Genomic DNA, 21,455 nt, shown 5'->3' with positions numbered 1-21,455 from the left:
CGGATCTTTCCGGTGCGGTAGGTTGTCCGGTGGGATCTTGGCAAACCGTTGGTGTTACTGGGGAGGTCGCTGTGGTGCCGTTCGCCCAAGGCAGGACGTGGGTTTCGGTACCCGAACAGCGCAGGCCCGTTCCGTCACGAACCGGCATCGCATCGACGAAGGACTTCGTGCGCTCCCTGCCGGTCAGCTCACCAGGAAAGCTCGCGGCACCGCTGCGCTGACGAGCCGCCCTCGACCTGCAGCGTGGCGTGCTCGATGTGGTACTCGGTCTTGAGGAGCACCTGCGCGGCCTTGAGGACGTCCTCGTGATCCGCGTCCTCGGCCGTCGTGAGGTGCGCCGAGGCCACCTCCATGCCGCTGGTGAGCGTCCACACGTGCAGGTCGTGCGCCTCGACCACCCCGGGCAACTGGGCCAGCGCCGCCTGCACCTCGGTGACGTCCAACCGCTCCGGCGCGTGCTGGAACAGGATGTGCAGCGCGTTCTTGGCCAGCGAGTACGTCCGCGGCAGCACCCACACGCCGATCAGCACACCCATGATCGGGTCGGCGTACCTCCACCCGGTCGTGATGGTGACCAGCGCGCTGACCAGCACACCGACCGACCCGATGAGGTCCGCCAGCACCTCCAGGTAGGCACCCCGGACGTTGATGCTCTCCTTCGCGCCCTCCCTGAGCACGCTGAAGGACACGAGGTTGGCCGCAAGACCGAGGCTCGCCGCGATGAGCACCGGCCACCCCGCCACCGCCGGCGGGTCCTGGAACCGCCCCACGGCCTCGTAGATCACGTACCCGGCCACGCCGAACAGCAGCACCGCGTTGGCCAGCGCCGCGAGCACCTCGGCCCGGTAGAACCCGAACGTGCGGTTCTTCCCCGCCTTGGCCCTGCGCGCCACCATGATCGCCGCAAGCGCCATCCCGACCCCGAGCACGTCGGTGAGCATGTGGGCGGCATCGGAGATGAGCGCCAGCGAGGACGTCGCGAACCCCACGACGAACTCCACCACCATGAAGACCGCGCCGATCCCGAACGCGACCCACAGCCTGCCGGCGTGCCGCCCACTCGCGGACGCCGATCCGTGCCCATGCCCGTGACCCATGTTCGGAACATATAGCGACATGCGCATGAGTGCAATCCGGCGTATTCCTGACCTGGGACGGACGTGACGGACACCACCCGACGGGGGTTCATGGGGGTGGGTGTGCGGGGGTGGTGCGGGCGTGCGCTAGGATCTTCCGTGTTGGTAGCGCCCCCGTAGCTCAGGGGATAGAGCACCGCCCTCCGGAGGCGGGTGCGCAGGTTCGAATCCTGCCGGGGGCACCACGAAGACGGGAACAAGGTCAGCCGTAGCTGGCGATCTTGTTCCCATTTTTGTTCGCGCTGGTCACGGCGCTGCTGAGCATCGTCGAGCGATGGCGCAGCGAGCGAGGACCGGCCGAACGAACCCGGACACGTGCACGCATCACGCGTAGTGTCGTGAGCCATGCCGGAAGAACAAGGCGGCCCCGCGCTGGAACCCACGTTGTCCGAATGGCTCAAGGCACGCAAGGAGACGGCCGGCCACCTGGCGACGGGTGCCCCTCGGACCGTGGACGACAACTGGGTGCAGCGGCTCGCCGATTTGCTGGCGACCGAACGGTCGTGGCAGGACCAGTACACGGACCTGGTCGGGCTCGGCAGCCCGGACGGCCGCTTCCCGTCCTCGAACCGCTGAGCACACCGACGACGTCGTCCTGGTGGAGTGTCACCGCGATCGTCGCCCAGCACGCTCCAGTGCAGTGCGGACAGATCGGCGGGCGGCACGACGCGGGTGTGGCGATGGCGCGAGTTCAGCGCACCGGCCTCCACGAAGTCCACAGTGGATTCACCCACCACGTCGTCGTGAAGCGGGTCGGCGACGGCGATCCGGAGTGATCGACTGAAAACAGTGGTTTGTTCCCAAAACCGTGACCCACCATTCGGCGCGAACTCCGGGTCGCAGTCGTGCAGCGTCAGGGCGCGTAGCGCGCCATGCACTCGGCGAGGTCCGACCAGCCCAGCGGCCGGGCTGCCGGCACCGGCAACCGACCGCCACCGGGCCGCGTCATGGACTCGGCCACCAGCCCGGCCACCGCCTCGGGAGCCTGCACGACGTCGCCGGCAAGCCGGGCGAGCACGATCAACGGCTCCGTGGGACCGGTCTCGATCGACACCGCCCATCCCTGCGTCGCACTCCAGACGAGCATGACATCGCGGTTCGGATGTGCCACCGCACGGCAGCCCAGCGCGATGTAGGCCGTGGCGGTGTCGGTGACCTCGAAGCTGACACCGTCGCGCGGCACGGAGAGCACCTCGGCGACCTTGAACACGTAACGCTCAAGGGCTCCGGACAGCAAATGCGTACCCTCTGACGTGGTGACCACCATGCTGACCCGTCTTCTTCCTCAGATCGCTGCGGAGCCGCGACCGAGCGCATGCAGACCGCGGAGGTGACGAAGCGAGTGGACAGGCCGATCAACGACCCTGCACCCACACTGTAACCGAGGCAAAGCCGAGCAGGCGCTGCCCGGACCGGTGCACCATGCTGACGCCCGAACCGTGGACGGCAGTGGCTGCCGCCGTGATGATGCTGGCCTCAAGCACATCTCCGCGGCTCAGCACCGCCTCCCGTCGCCCGGGAACTGGCAGGATGTGGTGCGGGGAGTCGTGCTCGTCGGACGCGCGTTCCCCTTGCCGGCCCGAGGATTGGACGCAATGACACGCTCGTCGGTGTTCACGTTCCAGTACATCGCCATCGACACGGAGGCCGGTGTCACGCCGGAGGAGTTCGAGGCCTTCGTGCGCGCTGAGGGCGTTCACCTGCCCCTGTACCCGGGGTGGCGGTGGACGCTGCTGCGCGGGTTGCGCGGGGAGCGGACCGGGCAGTACCTGATGTTGTACGAGATCGAGAGCGCCGAGCAGCGCGACCGCTACGTCACGGCCAGGGGTGAGCAGACCGAGCAGGCGCGGCAGTTCTGGGCGCGGCACCCCGAGGCGGAGGCCGTGCTGGCGCGGTGGCGGCGGCTGGGCACGTACGGCGAGCTGCCGACGTTGTTCACCGACTACCGGCTGCTGGCCGACAACCCGCGGAGCACCGTCACGCCCGGCCCCCGCTACCGCGACCGCCCCGGCGAGGAGCCCGTCGCCAGGGTCGTCGGGATCCACAACCTGGCGTTGCGCGCCGGCGTGACCGAGGAGGTGTTCGACCGCTTCATCGCCGAGAACCACCACCGGATCGACGACTACCCGGACTGGCGGTTCCACGTGCTCAAGGGCGAGCGGGGCAACCGCCTCGACCAGTACGTGATGATGATGGAGATCGCGAGCCTCGACGCGCTGGACGTCTTCTACCCCGAGCCCGACATCGCCACCGGCGAGGCCGCGGAGTTCGCGGCCGCCCACCGCGACACCAAGCAGATGTACGAGGAGTGGAAGCAGCTGGCCTCGTTCTCGGGCTCGCCGCAGATCTACACGGACTACCTCGCCGTCGCGGAGAACCCGGCGTAGCACCGCACGACCGGAGCGGGCCGGCCGCTCACGTGACCAGCCCGTCGTAGGGGATGCGCTCGACCCGGTTGCCGTCGTGCAGCTGCCGGGTGAGCAGTTCGCGTTCTCTGAGCTGCTGCCCGAACGTCGCCACCGGCCCGTCGTCCGCCGCCGGGTCGTCCTGCGCCGGATCGTCGGGTGCCTCGTCCGGCTCGGCGGGTTCTTCCTGGTCCCCGTTCTCCGGCTCCTCGTGCTCGGCGCTCGGCGGTGCTTCCGGTGGCTGAGCGGGGCGCTCCGCCTCGTCCGGCACCCCGACCGGGTCCGGCGCGAGGGCCAGCCGGTCGAGCTTCTCCGCCTGCTCCACGAGGAACTGCTTGAGCTCGGCGGCCTTGGTGTCGTGCAGCGCCTGCAAATGCCGCTGCTGGTCTTCATCTTTGTCGTAGGCCGCCCAGAGGTGCCGGAGCTCGTGGACGAACGTGCTGTGCTCGCCGATCCGTTCGCTGACCGCCCTGTGGACGTCCAGCGCGGCACGCCACTGCCCGGCCAGCTCGTCGCGGCGGCGGAGGTAGCCATCCCGCGCCGCGCTCGACCAGTGCGTGGTGTCGATGCCCCGGACGCGTTCAGCGGCGTCCTCCAGCGGCTCGCGCTGGGCCGCGCCCGACTCGGCGACGAGGCGGAGCCTGCTCGGACTTCCCGGCGCCTGCTCCGGAACCCCCGGCCCAGCGGGCCGGCCGTGCCCGGCGGTCTCCTCGCCGTCAGGCGAGCCCGGAGTTCCCTCGATCAAGCGCGTCACCTGCTCTCACCGAGCTGAGCCGCTGGGCGACGACGTCGTCCAGCCTGCGGTAGTTGTCCGCGGTCTCCTGCAAGAGCGCCGCCACGCGGTCGGTGCGCGCGCACAGGCGGTCCCTCGCCGCGATCAGGCTCCGCTGGTAGACGTCGACCGCGTCGCGCAGCGGGTCGTCGTCGGGCCAGCGTTCGGTGTCCACACCGAACTTCCACGCGACGTGGCCGCGCACGTCGTCCGCGAGGCCGCGGAACTGCCGCCCCGCCGCGTCCAGCTCACCGAGGTCGACCGAGAACCCGTTCACCTCAGGCCTCCTTGTTCCGCATTTCGTTCCTGAGTCGTGCGACGTCCTGTCCCGTCCAGTGCAGGTGCCGATGTCCGCCGAGGATCGGGTTCAGCGACAAACCGACTTCGGGATAGGGCTCCAGCAGTTCCAGCAGCACCCGCCCCGGCTCCCTCCCCCACCTCCGGGAAGGGTCGGTGAACTCCTCGAACCGCTCCCGGCTCGTGAAAACCGGCAGCTGCTCGTGGCGTTCCGTTCTGACGGTCACCAGGCAACCGGACGACCCGACCTCGAAGAACAGCTCCATCCGCGGGAGCAGCCGTTCGATTCCCTTCACATCCGCTGTGTTCGCGTCCCACAGCAAATCATCGACGATGTCCGCCGGAACTTCAATTCTGATTCCGGCGACGCCGGACTTCGCATACCGGCGCTCGGCGCGGACCTCCGACTCGACCAGCTCCTCCGGCATCGGCGGCTTGGGCGTGCGCTGCAGCTGCACCCAAATCTCCTTCACGCGCTCGGCCAGCTTCGTCTGGTGGGTGTTCCTGGCCCAGCCGCGCTGCTGCCCGCGTTTGCGCTGTTCGAGCAGCAGGAGGCGATCACGGCAGTTCAGCGGGTTCATCTCGGCGTCACGGGGGATGTTGCACGCGTACCGGAGCACCTCGCGGGCCACGGCGTCGTAGGGCAGGGCATCGATCGCCCGGCCGACGTGCCAGTGCAGCTTGACGAGCACGACGAGGTCGTCGTCGTCCGGACCGATGTGCAACGACGCCCCGAGCGTGGTCTGCCGGACGTGGGCGATGCCCTGGCCGCGCAAACCCAGCTTCTTGTGCAGGGACGACTCGGTGAGAACCGCCATCGAGAACTCCTCGGCGAACACGCGAAGGCCGGTGGGGAGCGAAATCCTAGCCGATCTTCGCACGATCCACTCGGCGACACCTGTTCCACTCGGCCGGTGTCCGAAAAGTGGTCAGGGAAGTGGGCGTGAACTGGCCACGACTGCGCGAAGTTGCCGAGAACTTGCCGATCTCGACCACAACTTCTCACCAAGTTGCCGAGCGCGGAACGAAGTTGTCCATCAGTTGTGCAGAAGATTTCGACAACATTCTGTGCCTGTTGCCCAAGCGCTTTCAGAAGTAGGCGTGAGCTGCTTCTTCGTGTATTCAGTTGAGGTGTCAGAACGGGGCTGTTCGGCCAGGGAGGAACCGATGGCGACGAAGAAGAAGAATGACGAGAAGGACCCCACCTCATGGCCGGCCCTGGTGCACCGGCTGACGAGGAGCTGGTCGGCGCTGCTGCGGTTCCTGGTCGCGCTGGCCGTCATCGTGCTGCTGGCGGGCGCCACGTGGTGGGCACTCGACCTCGGTTCGATCGAGCTCGGACCGGTCGTGGTCCACGGGACTCCGCTGCCGGCAGCCTGACCCGCGGCGTTGAACGCGGAAGGGCCGTCACCGCACCCGGCGACGGCCCTTCCGCCACGTGCGCGAACGCTCAGACGCGGCCGAGCCGCAGGAACACCGACTCGCCCGGAGCGTCGTCCACCCCGTCGTTGTCCACCACGCCGACCAGCCGCCGCAACGGCCACGTCCCGACCACCGCGAGGCCTTCGGGCTTGTCGTGCACCGCGGCACCGTCGGCCGCGAGTGCCGGCAGCAGGTCGCGGACCAGCGTCTTCGACACCACCGGCTTGGGTGCGCCGGCGGCCGCGGGGGTGAGGCGGCCGATGTCGACGCGGTAGACCTTCTTCACCCGTGCCGCGTCACCGCGCTGGTTGTCGCGTTCCAGCACCAGCAGCGTGCGGGGGTCCAGGGCGGTCACCTCGGACAGGCCGATCCACGTGCCGGGTGACGCGGCGTCCAGCGGGTAGGCCGCGAACGCCCACTCGCCGGTGGCCGGGGTGTAGCGGGCGAGGGTGGCCTGGCCGGGCCGGTCGGTCTTCCACTCGCGTTGGACGGCGAGCCAGACCTGTTCGGAGGAGCCGGTGCCGATGGCCGTCACGCCTTCGAAGCCGTTGCCCGTCGCCGTGGCCGCCACAGCGGCGGGCAGCGGGACCTCGCGCACCACGGCACCGGAGGCGGCGACCTCCACCAGCAGGTTCGGCGACTTCTTGCCGTCGCCCTCCACGGCGAGCCAGTAGCCGCCACCGGCACGAGCGGCGATGCCCTCGCCGTCGTAGCCGGCGGCGACGCCGTCCTTCGTCAGCACGAGCTCCCGGCGGACGCGGGCCGGAGCGGCGAGGGTGTCGATCGTCAGGACGCGGGTCGGGGTGTACGCGGAGTCGGTCACAGCGACCACGTCGCGCGCGTTGCCGGGGATGCCGGAAAGGCCGGACAGGGCGCCGAAGCCGATGCCGTCGGACACGATCGACGGGGTGCCCCGGTTGTGGGCCAGCGAGACGGCGAGCGGGGTGCGGGTCAGCCGGTAGCCGGTCAGGGACGAGCGGATGCCGTCCGAGTCCTCCTCCGCGGCGACCACGAGGGTGCCGGTCGCGGGGATCGGCAGCAGGCCCTCCGGCGCGACGCCGGTCGGGAGGACTTGCAGGAAGCGGGGTTCGCGGGGGTTGTTGACGTCGTAGACGGCGACGAGGTTGGCGCGTTCCAGGCCCACGAACGCGTACCGGTCGCGGCCGAACGTGGCCACGGCCAGGCCCTCCGGTTCGACGCCCTTGTTGTCGGAGCGGCCGTCCGGGTACTGGCCCTGCCTGATCGCGATCCGGTCGAGGGCGTTGCCGGAGGAGAAGACGACCTGGCCGGTGCCGGCGTCGAAGATCGTCCACGTGCGGGAGCCGCCGCGGTAGTCACCCTCGTCGGCGGTCGCGAGGGTGTGGTCGTCGAGCCACGCGACGGCGTCCGGTTCACGGGCGGCGGTGATGGTCTCGGTGGGCGAGATGCGGCCGTCGTCCTCGGTGTCGACGCCGGCGATGGTGGCGGTGCCCGCGGAGAAGTGGCGCAGGACCCGGCCGGAGCGCAGGTCGACGACCGCGATGTGGTTGTTCTCCTGCAACGTCACGGCCACCTCGTTGCGGCCGTTGATGCTCACGTACTCGGGCTCGGGGTCGGACGGGGCGACCTCGGCGAGACCGGTCAGCTCGACCTCGCGCAGCTTCCACGCCGCCGGGGCGCCGGCCAGGTCGACAACGGTGAGGAAACCGGCGGGCAGCTGCGGGATCTCGCCATCGTCGAGGTCCTCGTCGCGCTCGTTCTCGATGGCGATGGCGGCGTACCGGCCGTCCTTCGAGATGTCGATCGAGTCGGGCTGGCCGCCGAGCTCGTGGGTGGCCACGACCGTGCGCCGCGCCAGGTCGACGACGACCAGCACGCCGGACGGCTCGGTGTACGACTTCGAGGTGTTCACGGCGACGAGCGCGAGGGTGCCGACGACGTCGACCGACGTGGGCTCGCCCGGCATCGGCAGGACGCCGTCCGGGGTGATCCCGCGACCTGGCTTGGCGAACCCGATCCGGCGCGCGGGCGAGTCGGTGTAGACGACGAGGGCGCCGTCCGCGGTGGCGGCGGCGATCTCGGCGGCGGTGTGCTCGGCCGCGGAGCTGTTGCGGAACACCGGCATCGTGTCGAAGCGCTGGAAACGCGCCGGTGCCGCCGCCGCGGCGGGCGCGGCCGTCACCAGCAACAGCAAGGCCACCAGGCCTGTGCACAACCGGACCACTGGTCCTCCTCGGAGAGGTCGGGAGGCGCGCAGTGTGAACGGGTGAGGCGTCGGCGGGGTGAACACCGGCTGATCCGCAGGGGTCAGCAGGGCTGCCGACAGGGTCCGGACGACTAGAGCAGACCCGCGCTCATGAAGGCCAGCACACCGATGAACCCGACGATCACGAACACCCACGCGCCGGTCGTCCACAGCCAGAACCCGCTGTGCCCGTCCCGCCTCCGCACCGCCACCGCGGCCAGCCCACCGGCCACCGCGACCAGCAACGCGATGCCGACGTACACCACCTTCGCGAGGTCGGGGCTCACGGCGTGCTCGCCGCGATGTCCTGCACGACCTGGCACGCGCTCGGCACGGGGTCGAGCGAGTTCACGTGCCCGGCCAACCGGCACAGCAGCCGCTTGAACGTCTCCCCCTCCTCTTCCGGCAACGCCGACAGCACGTGCGCCTCGGCGTGCCGCAGCCGCCGGTCGAGGTCCTCCAGGCGTGCGCGGCCGGCGTCCGTCGCCACCACCAGGCGCGTACGGCGGTCGGTCGGGGCGGGCCTGCGGGTGACCAGCGCGGCGCGTTCGAGGTCGTCGAGGAGGTACGTCATGACCGTGCGGTCGATGCCCAGTTGCTGGCACAGCGCGGACTGGCTCTCCGGCCGGTCGCGGGTCGCGGCGGTGAGGACCTGGTAGCCGCGGTGGCCGCCGGGCAGGTCGCCGACCGCGGCGCCGGTGGCCTTGACGTAGGCGCGGAAGACCACGCCGAGGGTCCAGCCGAAGTCTTCGTCGAGAGCGGTCACCCGACCAATGCTAGCCCGAACAGAACGTCTGCTCAGCAGAACATCTGTATGGCATACTTTCGGCATGACAGAGTATGGCCACCCGCTTGAGTTCGGTGTCTTCCTGCCGCCCACCGCCGAGCGGTTCTCGGACACGCTGCGCCTCGCCCAGGCCGCTGACGTGCTCGGACTCGACCTGGTCAGCCTTCAGGACCACCCGTACAACGCGACGCACCTCGACACGTGGACGTCGTTGTCGGTCATCGCCGCGGCGACCAGCAACGTGCGCGTGTTCCCCAACGTCGCGAATCTCCCGCTCAGGCCACCGGCCGTCCTTGCGCGTGCGGCCGCGAGTCTCGACCTCATCACCGGTGGGCGCGTGGAGCTCGGGCTTGGCGCGGGGGCGTTCTGGGACGCCATCGCCGCCATGGACGGGCCGCACCGCACGCCGCCGCAGTCGGTCGAGGCGCTCGAAGAGGCCATCGGGGTGATCAGGGCGCTGTGGACGCCGGGACGCGGGGTTCACCTGCACGGCAAGCACTACTCGCTGAACGGTGCGCGGCCGGGTCCGTTCCCCGCGCACGACATCGGCATCTGGGTGGGCGCCTACAAGAAGCGGATGCTGCAGCTGACCGGGCGCCTGGCCGACGGGTGGCTGCCGTCGAGCCCGTACGCACCGCCCGAGCGGCTCGGCGCGATGAACCGGGTCATCGACGACGCCGCCGTCGCCGCCGGCCGCTCCCCCGCCGCGATCCGCCGGCTCTACAACATCACGGGCGACCTCACCGCCGAGCAGCTCGCCGGCCTGGCGCTGGAGCACGGCATCAGCGGCTTCGTCCTCATGGTCGAGGCCGACGGCGACGAGGAGCTGCGCCGGTTCGCCGAGGAGGTCGCGCCCGCGGTGCGGGAGCTGGTCGCGGGCGAACGCAGGCCGGCCCCGCAGGTGGCCGACAGCCTCGGCGTCACCCCGACGCCGGACGACGGCACGCGGCTCTCGCGGGAGCGGCTGTGGGACGAGGGCGCACGTCCGACCAGCCCCGCGCCGCAGGGCGACTCCGTCTACACCGCGGCCGGCAAGGCCATGGGCCGGCAGTTGATCGACGTGCACGACCACCTGCGCGAGGAGCTGGCGAAGGTCCGCTCGCTGGTGCAGCAGGTCGCGAGCGGCACGCTCGACGTCGGCCGGGCGCGGTCGGAGATCAACACGATGACCATGCGCCAGAACAACTGGACGATGGGCGCGTACTGCGAGAGTTACTGCCGTCTGGTCACCGTGCACCACACGCTCGAAGACCGGACGCTCTACCCGCAGCTGCGCAGAGGCGATGAACGTCTTGGGCCCGTGCTCGACCGCCTGAGCGAAGAACACCGTGTCATCCACGACGTGCTTGAACGCGTGGACGCCGCATTGGTCGCGACGGTCGCCGATCCGCACAAGATCGTGGAGCTGCAAGCAGCGGTCGACGTGCTGACGGACACGCTGCTGTCCCACCTGTCCTACGAGGAACGCGAGCTCGTCGAACCCATGGCGCGCATACCGTTGCGCCACTGACGGCGAACCTGGTGCCGCTGTGGCGGCAGCTCGACGCGGACCGAGGCGCCACGGCCGTTGGGCACGAACCGGACCGATCCGCCGTGCACGGCGACGATGTCCGCCACGATCGCGAGTCCCAGGCCGGAACCGGGCAGGCGCCGGGCGTCGGGCGCGCGCCAGAACCGTTCGAACGCGGCGGACCGGTGCTCCACGGGCAGGCCGGGGCCCTCGTCGGTGACCGTGAGCCAGCCCGGCCGCGACCGCACGGTGATCATGGACCCGGCCGGTGCGAACTTCACCGCGTTGTCCAGCAGGTTCAGCACGCTGCGCTCCAGCGCGGCCGCGTCGCCGAGCACCGACCACTCCGCGCGTTCGACGTCGAAGACGTGCTCGTGGGCCCGGCTGCGGGCGCGCCGGACCGCCCGGTCGACGACGCCGGAGACCTCGACCGGTTCGCGCGCCAGCTCGCGTTCGTCGCGGGCGAGCACCACCAGCTCGTTGACCAGGTCGCCGAACTCGCGGCTCTGCGCCTGCACCCGGTCCAGCACCTCAGCGCGGCCGGGCAGCTCGCGGCCGGTGCGCTCGGCGCGGACCAGCAGGTCGATGTTGGTGCGCAGGCTCGTCAACGGCGTGCGCAGCTCGTGCGCGGCGTCGTTGACCAGGTCGCGCTGGCGGCGGCGGGACTCGGCGAGCGCGGTGGTCATCGCGGTGAACGCCCGGCCCAGGCGGCCCACCTCGTCCTGGCCGGAGACGGTGACCGGCGTGGTCAGGTCCTCGGTGCGGGCTATGTGCTCGGCCGTTTCCGTGAGGCGTTCCATCGGTGCGAGCGCGCGCCTCGTGAGCCACAAACCGCCGGCGGCGACCAGCAACGCGCCGAGCACGGCGACGCTCGCGAGCACACCGGCCAGCGTGGTGAGGGTGCTGTCGATCTCGGCGAGGCTCCGGCTGAGCACCAGGACGGTGCCGTTGTCCAGCGGTTGCAGCAGCACCCGCGCCGCCGTGCCGGATCGGGTCACGCCGTCGCGGAACGTCGTGGACAGCGCCTGGAGGTCGGCGGCGGTCGTGACGACCGGGTCGACGCCGGGCGGTGCGCAGCTCGTGCCGTCCGGGCGGAGCTCCTGGATGCCCTGGAGCACCTGCTGCAACCCCTCGCCCGATACGCCCTCGTCGCAGCGCAGCTTGAAGAACCGGACCTCGCCCGGCCGCTGCGGGAGCCGCACCGGTGGCGGCAGGCTCGCCACCAGCGACTTGTCGAGCTCGGAGCGCAGGTTGTGCTCGGTGACCACCCACGTGACGACGCTGATGCCCGCTATCGCGACCGCGACCACGCACGCGGTGATGACCGCGAGCTTGCTCCGCAGCAGCACCGGGCCCCTCACAGCGACTCACGCAGGATGAAACCCAGGCCGCGCACGGTGTGCAGCAGCCGCGACCGGCCACCGGCCTCCGTCTTGCGGCGCAGGTAGCCGATGTACACGTCGAGGTTGTTGGTGCCCTGGTCGTGGCCCCACACCGCGTGCTTGAGGTGCTGCTTGGTGAGCAGCCGCCCCGGATCGGCGAGGAACACCGCGAGCAGGTCGAACTCGGTCGGCGTCAGGTCGAGCCGGGTGCCGCCGCGGCAGACCGCGCGTTCGACCGGGTCCATCCGCAGGTCGGCGAACCGCAGCAGCGACGGCTCCGCGCGGTGGCGGTTCTGCTTGAGCAACGCACGCACGCGGGCCAGCAGCTCCTCCAGCGCGAACGGCTTGACGAGGTAGTCGTCGGCACCGGCGTCCAACCCGGTCACCTTGTCCCCCAACGCGTCACGTGCGGTCAGCATCAGCACCGGCAGCCGCTCGCCGGCCGCGCGCAACCGGCGGCACGCCTCCGAGCCGTCGACGGTCGGCATCATCAGGTCGAGGATCGCCAGGTCGATCCCGCTCAGCCGGCGCAGCGCCTCCGCCCCGTCCGCGGCCGTGGTGACGTCGTAGCCCTCGAACTCCAGGCTGCGCCGCAGGCTGTCCCGCACGTCCGGGTCGTCGTCCACCACCAGCAGTCGCATGGCGGTGACGGTAGGGCCGCGACCTGTGAGCCCGCTGTGTGAGCACGCGGGCTCTCACGAACCTCTCAGCAGAAGCCAAGGACGTTCTCACGACCGCACCAGAACCCTGGAACGGGAACGACGCAACGTGTCCACAGTGGAACGGAGAGCAGATGGCGGTCAGCGGGGCGCCAGCCGCGGTGCGGCGCCGTGACGACAGGACCACGACGACCGTGGACATCATGATCCCCGTCCACAACGAGGAACGCGCGCTGCCGGGGTGCGTCGAGGTGCTGCACGGGTTCCTGCGCGAGCAGTTCCCGTTCGACTGGTCGATCGTGGTCGTCGACAACGCGAGCACCGACGCGACCCTGGCCACGGCGCACGACCTGGCCGCGCGGTTCGACCGGGTGCGCGTGCACCACCTCGACCGCAAGGGCCGGGGACGCGCGCTGAAGGAGGCGTGGGGAGCGAGTGAGGCGGCCGTCGTCGTCTACATGGACGTCGACCTGTCCACCGGTCTCGACGGGCTGCTGCCGCTGGTCGCGCCGCTGGTCAACGGCCACTCCGACCTCGCGATCGGCTCACGGCTGGCACCGGGTTCGCGCACCGTGCGCGGGCCGCGGCGCGAGATCGTGTCGCGCGGCTACAACGCGTTGGTGCGGCTCACGCACGGCGCCCGGTTCAGCGACGCCCAGTGCGGGTTCAAGGCGGCACGGCTGGAGGTGGTCCGGCCGTTGCTCGAACGGGCCGGCGACGACGCGTGGTTCTTCGACACCGAGCTGCTGCTCCTGGCCGAGCACAACGGTTTGCGGGTGCACGAGGTGCCGGTGGACTGGGTCGAGGACGTGGACAGCCGGGTCGACGTGCTCGGCACCGCGCTCGACGACGTGAAGGGGCTCATCCGGGTGGCGAGGGCCAAGGCCAACGGCACCGCGCGCGTGCCGGACCTGCCGCGGCGCCCGGAGCCGCGGGCGATCCACCCCGACGCGGTGCTCAGCCGCAGCGAGGGCGGGCTGTCCTGGCAGGTGCTGTCGTTCGCGGTGATCGGCGTGGTCTCCACGCTCGCGAACCTGGCGCTGTACGGCGTCTTCCGCACGTGGTGGCCGGTGCTGACGGCGAACCTGCTGGCGCTCGTGATCACCACCCTGGTCAACACGGAGGCCAACCGGCGCTTCACGTTCACCGCCCGCAACACCGCCCGCGGCCGGACGCACCTGCAGGGCCTCGTGGTGTTCGGCCTGTACTACGCGTTCACGTCGGCCGCGCTGCTCGTGCTGCACGCGGCCACCCCCGACCCGTCCCGGCTGCTGGAGCTGGCGGTGCTGCTCGGCTCGTCGGCGCTCGGCACGGCGGGACGCTTCTTCCTGCTGCGGAGCTGGGTGTTCCGCCGGGACGACCGAAAGGAACCAGCATGACCGCCACTGCCGAGGTGGCCGCACCCGCCGCCACGCCCGCGGACACCCGTCCGGCGCGCTGGCCTGCCTGGGCGCTCGCGGCGATCTGCGCGACCGCCGGTGCGCTGTACGCGTGGCGGATCGGCGCGGGCCAGGTGGGCAACTCCTACTACGCGGCCGCAGCCAAGTCGATGTCGACGTCGTTCACGAACTTCCTGTTCGGCTCGTTCGACCCGGCCGGCGTGGTGACCGTCGACAAGCCGCCGATGGCGCTGTGGCCGCAGGCGGTCTCCGTGTGGCTCTTCGGGTTCCACGGCTGGGCGGTGCTGCTGCCGCAGGTCGTCGAGGGCGTCGCGGCGGTGTTCCTGCTGCACCGGACGGTCCGGCGGTGGGCGGGCGAGCACGTGGCGCTGCTCGCGGCGTTGATCTTCGCGCTGACGCCGGTCACCGTGGCGATCAACCGCGACAACAACCCGGACACGCTGCTGGTGCTGACGCTCGTCGCGGCGGCCTACGCGCTCACGCGGTCGGTGCAGGCCCCCGAGAGCCGGGTGCGGACGACGTGGTTGCTGTGGTGCGCTTTCTTCATCGGCTGCGGGTTCCTCACGAAGATGCTGCAGGCGTGGATCGTGGTGCCGGGCTTCGCGCTGGCGTACCTGGTGGCGACGGGCTCACCGCTGAAGCGGCGGGTCGCCGACCTCCTGGGCGCCGGGGTGGTGCTGGTCGTGTCGTCGTTCTGGTGGGTGGCGCTGCACGCGTTCTGGCCGGGGGCCAAGCCGTACATCGGCGGGTCCACCGACGGCGGCGCGTGGGACCTGATCATCGACTACAACGGCCTGGGCCGGGTGTTCGGCGGCTCCGGCAACCGCGGTGGCGGTGGCGAGCGGATGATCGGGACGCCGCCGGCGGGGATGGAGGTCGCCGGTCCCGGTGGCGGCGCGATGTTCGGCGGTCAGGCGGGCGTCACCCGCATGTTCGACAACGCGGTCGGCGGGCAGATCTCGTGGCTGCTGCCGTTGAGCCTGCTCGTGCTGGTCGCGGTCGTCGTCGGCGGGGTGCTGCGGCTGCGGCGCGAGGTGCCGGGTGACGCGGCCGAGCGCGCGGGCTGGTTCCTGTGGGGCAGTTGGCTGCTCGTGACGATGGCGGTGTTCAGCTTCGCGCAGGGCATCTTCCACCCGTACTACACGACGATGCTGGCACCGGCCGTCGCCGCGATCAGCGCTGCGGGGCTGGTGATGTTCTGGCGGGCCAGGAGCGTCGTGCGGTTCCTGCTGCCGGTCTCGGTCGTGCTCACGGCGGCCTGGGCGTTCGTGGTGGTCTCGCGGGACACGTCGTGGCACGGGTGGGCGCGCTGGGCGGTCGTCGGGGTGGCCGCGGTGGCGGTCGTCGTGCTGCTGGCAGGGCTGCGCCGGGCCGGGCTGGTCGCGGCGGTGGTGGCGGTGCTGCTGGCGCCGGCCGTGTGGTCCACCACGACGGCGGCGACCGCGACGGACAACGGGGTGATGCCCGCGGCCGGACCGGCTGACGGTGGTGGGCAGTTCTTCCGCGACGGGCCGGTGCCAGGTGGGCAGGCTCCCGGCCAGATGCCGGGTGGGCAGACTCCCGGCCAGATGCCGGGTGGGCAGACTCCCGGCCAGATGCCGGGTGGGCAGACGCCTGGCCAGATGCCGCCGAACGGGAACCGGCAGGCGCCTGACGGTCGTGCTGACCGCGGCCAGCAGATGCGCGGCCCCGGCCCCGGCAGTCGTGAGCTCACCGAGGAACAGCGCAAGATCCTGGCCTATGCCAAGGAGAACAGCGGTGGCGCCGCGATCACCCTGGCCGTCGCGGGCTCGGCGCAGGCGGCGGCACCGTTCATCATGGGCTCCGACGAGGTGGTGATCGGCATGGGCGGGTTCTCCGGTTCGGACGACGCGCCGTCGGTCGACCAGCTCCAGGCCTGGGTGAGCGGGGGCAGGCTGAAGTTCGTGCTCGGCAACGGGGGCGGCATGGGCATGCGCGGTCCCGGCGGCACGGACAACGGCCGCCAGGAGTGGATCACGCAGCACTGCTCCGCCGTCGACCCGTCGCTCTACGGCGGCAGCGCCGCGCAGACGTTGCTGGAGTGCAAGGCGTAGCCCGTCCCTTCGTCCGGTTCGTCCCGCTCGGCCTCGCCGGGGCCCGCCTCCGCGAGGCCGAGCGCGTGCCGGATCTGCTCCTGGCTGGCACCGAACATGAAGCACATGCCCGCGACGCTAGGGGGCGGCGCGGGCCGTCGGCTTCTCGATTCCTGCCCGGTTCGTCCCGGCTCGGGGCAACTCCGGTGGAACGGCCGGCGAAATTTGCACGCGCACCGTGCGCGGAGGGCACCGGCGTGGTGGGCTGTGCGTCCTGCCGGACGGGAGACACGGCCGGCCGGGAGACAAGGGGGTGCCGCCGTGACCGATCGTGGCGACCGCATCGTGAGCGTGCTCGAAGAGGCGTTCACCGACCTGATGACGGCCGACCCGGCCGCGTTCCGGCACAAGTTCCGCAAGATGGCGGCGGAACCGTTCGCGTTCTACCGCGGCAGCGCCTGCCTGTTCTACGCGGACATGGCGGAGCTGCCGGACGAGTGGGCCGACGACCGCACCGGCCGCATCTGGATCCAGGGCGACCTGCACGCGCAGAACTTCGGCACCTACATGGACTCCGAGGGCACGCTCGTCTTCGACGTCAACGACTTCGACGAGGCCTACCTCGGCTCGTTCACGTGGGACCTGCGCCGCTTCGCCGCCTCCATGGCGTTGCTCGGCTGGCGCAAGGCGTTGCCCGACAGCGCGATCACCGAGCTGATCGGCACCTACGTGGCCGCCTACGTGACGCAGGTCCGCACGTTCGCCGAGAAACCCGGCGACGAGCTGTTCAGCCTCGGCCTCGACAGCACGGAGGGCGCCCTGCACCGCGTCCTGCAGCGCGCCCGCCTCGCCACCCGCATCGACCTGCTGCGCGAGAAGACCACGATCCGCGACTACGAGCGGACGTTCCGCCGTGACCGCGAAGGCACCCACGAACTGTCCGACGAGGTCCGCGCCGCCGTCGAACAGGCCTACGCCGCCTACCTCGACACGATCCCGCAGGGCAAACGCGCCAGCAGCCGCACCTACACCGTGAAGGACGTGGTGGGCCGCAGCGGTTTCGGCATCGGCTCCGCCGGCCTGCACGCCTACAACATCCTCGTCGAGGGCCGCACCCAGGCGCTGGAGAACGACGTGGTGCTGTCGATGAAGCAGGCCAACGTCGCCGCCCCGAGCCGCATCGTCCCCGACGACCGCATCCGCGCGTACTTCACCGACCACGGCCACCGCACCGCCGTCTCCCAACGCGCACTGCAGGCCCACGCCGACCCGTGGCTCGGCCACACCGAGATCGACGGCGTCGGCTACGTCGTCGCCGAGCTCTCGCCGTACGAGGCCGACCTCGACTGGTCCGACCTCACCGAGCCCGCCGACATGCTGCCCGTGCTCGACTACCTCGGCCGCGCCACCGCCAAGATGCACTGCGTCGCCGACGAAGACTCCGAGCAGACCCTGGTGGACTTCCAGTGCGAGGAGGCCATCGCCGAGGTCATCGGGTCGCGCGAGCGCGAGTTCACCGAGTCGATCGTGACGTTCGCGCTGGACTACGCGCAGCAGACCCGGGAGGACCACCGGCTGTTCGTGGACGCGTTCCGGGACGGCCGGATCAAGGGAGTCGGCTCGACCGCCTGACCCGTCCTGTGTGGAGCCGACAGCCAGGTCGCGAACGCTCCGGCGGTGCTTGGTCGCGCTGCACGGCGCACCGGCTCACATCAGCCGCCTCGGACTGTTGGTCAGGCGGATGAGTGGCATCCGCCTGACCAACACATGAATCCGAGCAACTTTCAAAGACGACGCGGCATTACTGCCCCGCTCAGTTCAGCAGACCACTCTTCGGAGATTTGCCGTCCACCCAGTGTCGAGACTGCGTCTCGAGCGGCACGACGGACCACGACTGCGCTTTGAGCGGCTCGACACAGCAGAGCTGCGTCTCCATCGGCGCGGCATTCGCCTCCTGAGCGGAAGCCGATGCGAGGACACCTGCGGCCATGGTTGCACCGAACAGGGACATCACGAGCGCCTTCTTGCGGGTGATGATCTTGCTCTCCTTCATCACAGGCGGGAACCGGCAGGAATTCCACCCCGGCAGGCGCATGCTACGCAGAGGATTGGACCGATACCAAGTTCACCCGAAAGTCAGGAGAAAGAGTGACACCCGGAAGGGATGCACACACCCGTGAAGCTATAGGCGGACGATGTTCTCTTACGGGCAGATGCCCGAACCATGACCTCGACGCGACGCCGACAGCCTGGTCCGCGCCTCCGGGAGGTAGTGCTCTGTCTCAAGTTCCCGCAGCTCAGCGGCTATGCGCTCACCACGGGCCGGATCCAGATCCGCGCAAATGACCAGCGCTCGTTCGAATGCCTCGACCGCGCCCTCTCGCTGGCCGGCCCTGCCCAGAATGCGGCCGAGCACGTTCAGCGCCCTCACCTCACTAAGGGGTGATGCCCCGGCCTGAGCGCAAAGACGAATAGCCTGACGCGCGTACCGTTTAGCTTTCAACAACTCGCCGTCGACCAGCTCTATCTCGCACAGCAGCGCGCACACTTCACCGGCCTTGCCGACGGCGTGCAAGCGAGCGTGCTTCCACAGGGAGGCCTCCGCGAACGAGCGGGCTTCCCCGATTCGCTCCCTGGAAAAGCTCAAGTCGCCGAGCAACTGCAGAATCGTCGCCTCCGCCGATTCGCTGTGCCGGGCTTCTGCCAGCACGAGAGCCTGGTGGTAGTAGAGTGCGGCTCGCCGGTAGTCGAGAGCCTCCTTGTACGCCTCTCCTGCCCGGTACAGGAAAACCTGTTCCATGCCCCGGCCCGCTTCCCTCAGTCGGCGAACCATGGCAAGAGCTCTTTCGTGCGAGTCGATTCCGAGAGCGGTGTTCCCCGTGGCCACCAGGATGCGCGCGCCGGTGTGCAGGCATGTCGCGATACCTGAGGTCTGGTCACCACCTGCTCGCGCGTACCCCAGGTGTGCCGAGTGGACGAAGTGCTCGGCCGGCCCGTACTCCTGGCGCTGCAGATAAGTGTGGCTGATCTGTTGCATGAGGTCGGCCGCCGCCACCTCGGCTGACTCTCCGAGCGCTTGCGCCGCCGAGAGACCGGCGTGCAAGGCGGTCAGCACCTCTGCCGTGAGACCACGCCGCAACCAGATCTGACCGACCAGCTGCGGAATCTGCACCGCATGCTCGAAATGCCCCGTGCTGACAGCGAAACGCACCACGGAGATGATGTTCTGAGCCTCGATCACGCACCAGCGCTGCGCCGCCGCCGCGTCCTCGAACTCAAGAGCTGCAACGTCTTCGTCCGCATCGATGGTCGCCACTCTGACCATTGTGGACATCACCCGGACATCGGCGTTCTCCGCCGATCTCAGGTAGAAGTCGAGCATGCGGCGCTCGAACAACCGGCGTTCTTCCGCTTCCTCGAGCAGGCTGGCCGAGAACTGGCGCAGGATGTCGTGCAGCCGAAACCGGTCGAGCTCGCCCGCCTGCTCCAGTAAGTGGGCCTCCGCCAGCGCATCGAGTGCGACATGGACCCGCGATGCGGGCATCGATGTCATGGCTGCCGCCAAACCCACCGTGACACTCGGGCCCGGATGCGCACCGATCGCGCGGAACAGCAGCCGAACATCGGGTTCCAGGGCGCGCAAGGACTGCATGAACACCGCACGGGGATCGTGCGAAGCGCCGATGTCGAGCACACCACGTTCGCGGAAATGGGTCACGAACGCGCTGAGGCGCACCTCCGGCCGGGTGGCGATGTGGTTCGCCAACACCTTCAACGCCAGCGGAAGACCGTGGCACACCTGGCTCAGCTCGACCAGTTCCGGCCGGCCGCGACCACGCTCGCCGATTCGGTCGACGAGCAGTGCTGCCGACTCGTCGTCCGTCAGCGGATCGATCGCGATCCGCTGCGGCGCGAGGCGAGCGGCGACGCCGGACAGCCGCCTCCTGCTCGTCACGACGATCACGCAGGACGGGAAGAGCGGCAGGAGTGGCCGCACGTGGTCGGTGTCAGCGGCGTTGTCCAGCACGACCAGCAACCTGCGGCCTGCCATGGCGGACTGGAGCTTGGCGAGCCGGTGGTCGGGATTCGCGATTCGATCCGGCGGGACACCGAGGCCCTGCAGGAAGCGGTCGACCGCCGAGGAGACGTCGACGTTCGCACTGTCGGAGAAGCCCTGCAGGTCAAGGAACAGCACACCGTCGGGGAACAACGCGCGACGGGTGTGAGCCCAGTGGACGACCAAAGCGGTTTTGCCCGCACCGCCGGCACCGTCCACGACGATGATGCCAGGCCGTGCTGCCATCGCATCCAATGCCGCGAGGTTGCGCTGCTGTCCGACGAAAACGGGTACGTCGAGCGGAAGTTGCTGCGGTACCAGGACACCCGCAGTGCCGGTCGGCGGTTCGGTGCGAGCGACGCCGTGGGCCTTGAGGTGGTCGTGGAACTCAAGCAGGTCGCGTGCGGCGGCGTCGTTGAACGCCGCCTTGAACGCCTGGTAGGTGTGCAGGTAGAGCTGGGTCGCCTCGTCCGTGCGGGACAACAGGTACAGCGCCTCGAGCCGTCGTTTCAACAGTGCGGGGTGAGCGAGGTAGTCGGGTGCGAGGTCGTCGAGCTCTTGGAGGACGCGGGGGTACTCGCCGAGCACCAGGTACTCGGCGCACAGCAGGTCGTACGCGGGTACCCGGACGTTCTGCTCGGCGCGCGCACGCCACGCGTCGGCCCGCTCGGATTTGAGGTCGGCCAGTGGGCGTTGGTGCTTCCAGATGCTGAATGCGCCGCGAATGGCGTCCAACGCCTGCTGGTGGTCGCCACGCCGGGCGAGTGCACCGGCGCGGTCGACCTGCGCGCGGAACTGGAAGTAGTCGACCGCGTTGCGCTCGACGTCGAGACGATATGCGCCGTTGACCACCGACAATTCCACCCGGTCCTGCATGGATTCGAGGGCGCGGCGAATTCGAGAGGAATAGGAGTACAGCGTTTGGACCGGGTTGTGCGGGAGCTCGTCCTCGTCGCCCCACACCCAGTCGGCCATCTCCGCCGCAGGTACCAGCTGGCCAGGGCGGGTGAGCAGCACGGCGAGCATGCCGCGCAGCTTCAACGAACCCCAATGCGCACCGATCGCGCCGCCGACCCGTATCCCCGTTTGCCCCAGAATCGTGAATCGCGCATCCACCAGCGCCACCCCTCGCGTCCCCGATCAAAGTGTCCTCTCCCTTCAGCGGCGATGCAATGCACTTGTGCTGCCGAATGTGACAGATGGGTGACAGTCCATTGACATGAGGTCGTGAATAGCGCCGGAACACCTCGGACCACCTTGATCAAAACGGCCATGAACTGCACGAAGAGTTTCTGACAGCTCAGTGAACACCCGAGCCGGGAGGGTCTGTTCATCACTTCGACCGACGGA

The 21,455-nt window shown here is 69.9% G+C and carries 20 protein-coding genes and 1 tRNA gene; 8 read left to right on the top strand and 13 right to left on the bottom strand.

The genetic code is table 11. The features are described from left to right. Positions 1 to 188: 188 nt before the first annotated feature. Positions 189 to 1,097, bottom strand: coding sequence for a cation diffusion facilitator family transporter (locus ACZ7CF_RS20235; RefSeq protein WP_360395487.1), 909 nt, complete (start codon positions 1,095 to 1,097; stop codon positions 189 to 191). 149 nt (positions 1,098 to 1,246) lie between these two features. Here ACZ7CF_RS20235 and ACZ7CF_RS20230 point away from each other — a divergent pair. Together ACZ7CF_RS20230 and ACZ7CF_RS20225 are read left to right on the top strand one after the other, a co-directional pair. Next, positions 1,247 to 1,321 (top strand) — tRNA-Arg (locus tag ACZ7CF_RS20230). 160 nt (positions 1,322 to 1,481) lie between these two features. Next, positions 1,482 to 1,712 carry a hypothetical protein gene (locus ACZ7CF_RS20225; protein WP_360395485.1) on the top strand — a complete coding sequence of 77 codons (231 nt, stop codon included), beginning with the start codon at positions 1,482 to 1,484 and terminating at the stop codon, positions 1,710 to 1,712. Positions 1,713 to 1,989: 277 nt separating this feature from the next. On the opposite strand, the gene ACZ7CF_RS20220 is transcribed toward ACZ7CF_RS20225, so the two are convergent. Next, positions 1,990 to 2,403 (bottom strand): DUF6292 family protein, encoded by a 414-nt coding sequence (locus tag ACZ7CF_RS20220; RefSeq protein WP_360395483.1) that lies wholly within the window; start codon positions 2,401 to 2,403, stop codon positions 1,990 to 1,992. Positions 2,404 to 2,731: 328 nt separating this feature from the next. Between ACZ7CF_RS20220 and ACZ7CF_RS20215 the strand changes: the two genes are divergently transcribed. Continuing rightward, positions 2,732 to 3,523, top strand: coding sequence for a hypothetical protein (locus ACZ7CF_RS20215; protein ID WP_360395482.1), 792 nt, complete (start codon positions 2,732 to 2,734; stop codon positions 3,521 to 3,523). Between the two features lie 28 nt (positions 3,524 to 3,551). Here ACZ7CF_RS20215 and ACZ7CF_RS20210 read toward each other — a convergent pair whose 3' ends face one another. The 3 genes from ACZ7CF_RS20210 to ACZ7CF_RS20200 are packed head-to-tail and all read right to left on the bottom strand — an operon-like array spanning position 3,552 to position 5,428. Further along, positions 3,552 to 4,286: a prolipoprotein diacylglyceryl transferase gene (locus ACZ7CF_RS20210; protein ID WP_470370259.1), complete on the bottom strand. Its 735-nt coding sequence runs from the start codon at positions 4,284 to 4,286 to the stop codon at positions 3,552 to 3,554. Continuing rightward, the gene (locus ACZ7CF_RS20205; RefSeq protein ID WP_470370258.1) at positions 4,258 to 4,590 is read right to left on the bottom strand and encodes a hypothetical protein; all 333 of its coding nucleotides are present in this window, start codon (positions 4,588 to 4,590) and stop codon (positions 4,258 to 4,260) included. Before ACZ7CF_RS20205 ends, ACZ7CF_RS20210 begins: the two co-directional genes overlap by 29 nt. 1 nt (position 4,591) lies before the next feature. Next, positions 4,592 to 5,428 (bottom strand): hypothetical protein, encoded by an 837-nt coding sequence (locus ACZ7CF_RS20200; RefSeq protein ID WP_470370257.1) that lies wholly within the window; start codon positions 5,426 to 5,428, stop codon positions 4,592 to 4,594. A gap of 349 nt (positions 5,429 to 5,777) precedes the next feature. Between ACZ7CF_RS20200 and ACZ7CF_RS20195 the strand changes: the two genes are divergently transcribed. Continuing rightward, on the top strand, positions 5,778 to 5,990 hold the full coding sequence (locus ACZ7CF_RS20195) for a hypothetical protein (protein ID WP_470370256.1): 213 nt from the start codon (positions 5,778 to 5,780) through the stop codon (positions 5,988 to 5,990). A gap of 70 nt (positions 5,991 to 6,060) precedes the next feature. On the opposite strand, the gene ACZ7CF_RS20190 is transcribed toward ACZ7CF_RS20195, so the two are convergent. From ACZ7CF_RS20190 to ACZ7CF_RS20180, 3 genes are all read right to left on the bottom strand, one after another. Next, positions 6,061 to 8,211: an esterase-like activity of phytase family protein gene (locus ACZ7CF_RS20190; protein ID WP_470370255.1), complete on the bottom strand. Its 2,151-nt coding sequence runs from the start codon at positions 8,209 to 8,211 to the stop codon at positions 6,061 to 6,063. 137 nt (positions 8,212 to 8,348) lie between these two features. Then, complete coding sequence (locus ACZ7CF_RS20185) at positions 8,349 to 8,543, bottom strand: hypothetical protein (protein WP_458430469.1); 195 nt, start codon at positions 8,541 to 8,543, stop codon at positions 8,349 to 8,351. Continuing rightward, positions 8,540 to 9,022, bottom strand: coding sequence for a MarR family winged helix-turn-helix transcriptional regulator (locus tag ACZ7CF_RS20180; protein WP_470370254.1), 483 nt, complete (start codon positions 9,020 to 9,022; stop codon positions 8,540 to 8,542). The genes ACZ7CF_RS20185 and ACZ7CF_RS20180 overlap by 4 nt, the downstream gene beginning before the upstream one ends. Positions 9,023 to 9,086: 64 nt before the next feature. Between ACZ7CF_RS20180 and ACZ7CF_RS20175 the strand changes: the two genes are divergently transcribed. Continuing rightward, positions 9,087 to 10,553 carry an LLM class flavin-dependent oxidoreductase gene (locus ACZ7CF_RS20175; RefSeq protein WP_360395465.1) on the top strand — a complete coding sequence of 489 codons (1,467 nt, stop codon included), beginning with the start codon at positions 9,087 to 9,089 and terminating at the stop codon, positions 10,551 to 10,553. Here ACZ7CF_RS20175 and ACZ7CF_RS20170 read toward each other — a convergent pair. Further along, positions 10,499 to 11,902, bottom strand: a complete 1,404-nt coding sequence (locus tag ACZ7CF_RS20170; protein WP_470370253.1) for a sensor histidine kinase — start codon at positions 11,900 to 11,902, stop codon at positions 10,499 to 10,501. The genes ACZ7CF_RS20175 and ACZ7CF_RS20170 overlap by 55 nt on opposite strands. 8 nt (positions 11,903 to 11,910) lie before the next feature. After that, positions 11,911 to 12,576: a response regulator transcription factor gene (locus ACZ7CF_RS20165; RefSeq protein ID WP_470370252.1), complete on the bottom strand. Its 666-nt coding sequence runs from the start codon at positions 12,574 to 12,576 to the stop codon at positions 11,911 to 11,913. A gap of 152 nt (positions 12,577 to 12,728) precedes the next feature. Here ACZ7CF_RS20165 and ACZ7CF_RS20160 point away from each other — a divergent pair, with 152 nt between their 5' ends. Together ACZ7CF_RS20160 and ACZ7CF_RS20155 are read left to right on the top strand one after the other, a co-directional pair. Next, entirely contained in the window at positions 12,729 to 13,973 is a 1,245-nt protein-coding gene (locus ACZ7CF_RS20160; protein WP_360395459.1) for a glycosyltransferase, read from the top strand. Then, positions 13,970 to 16,069 carry an ArnT family glycosyltransferase gene (locus ACZ7CF_RS20155; RefSeq protein ID WP_470370251.1) on the top strand — a complete coding sequence of 700 codons (2,100 nt, stop codon included), beginning with the start codon at positions 13,970 to 13,972 and terminating at the stop codon, positions 16,067 to 16,069. Before ACZ7CF_RS20160 ends, ACZ7CF_RS20155 begins: the two co-directional genes overlap by 4 nt. Here ACZ7CF_RS20155 and ACZ7CF_RS20150 read toward each other — a convergent pair. After that, positions 16,024 to 16,176: a hypothetical protein gene (locus ACZ7CF_RS20150; RefSeq protein WP_470370250.1), complete on the bottom strand. Its 153-nt coding sequence runs from the start codon at positions 16,174 to 16,176 to the stop codon at positions 16,024 to 16,026. The genes ACZ7CF_RS20155 and ACZ7CF_RS20150 overlap by 46 nt on opposite strands. A gap of 250 nt (positions 16,177 to 16,426) precedes the next feature. On the opposite strand from ACZ7CF_RS20150, the gene ACZ7CF_RS20145 reads away from it, so the two are divergent. Beyond that, entirely contained in the window at positions 16,427 to 17,680 is a 1,254-nt protein-coding gene (locus ACZ7CF_RS20145) for a DUF2252 domain-containing protein (RefSeq protein ID WP_360395671.1), read from the top strand. Positions 17,681 to 17,861: 181 nt separating this feature from the next. On the opposite strand, the gene ACZ7CF_RS20140 is transcribed toward ACZ7CF_RS20145, so the two are convergent. Both ACZ7CF_RS20140 and ACZ7CF_RS20135 read right to left on the bottom strand, forming a co-directional pair. Further along, positions 17,862 to 18,101: a hypothetical protein gene (locus tag ACZ7CF_RS20140; protein WP_360395455.1), complete on the bottom strand. Its 240-nt coding sequence runs from the start codon at positions 18,099 to 18,101 to the stop codon at positions 17,862 to 17,864. A gap of 150 nt (positions 18,102 to 18,251) precedes the next feature. After that, positions 18,252 to 21,230: an AfsR/SARP family transcriptional regulator gene (locus ACZ7CF_RS20135; RefSeq protein ID WP_470370249.1), complete on the bottom strand. Its 2,979-nt coding sequence runs from the start codon at positions 21,228 to 21,230 to the stop codon at positions 18,252 to 18,254. Between the last annotated feature and the right edge of the window lie 225 nt (positions 21,231 to 21,455).

Source organism: Lentzea sp. NPDC036955 (genome assembly GCF_055608005.1).
Note: the sequence above shows the minus strand (reverse complement) of the source record. Positions and strands in the feature narration are given on the sequence as shown.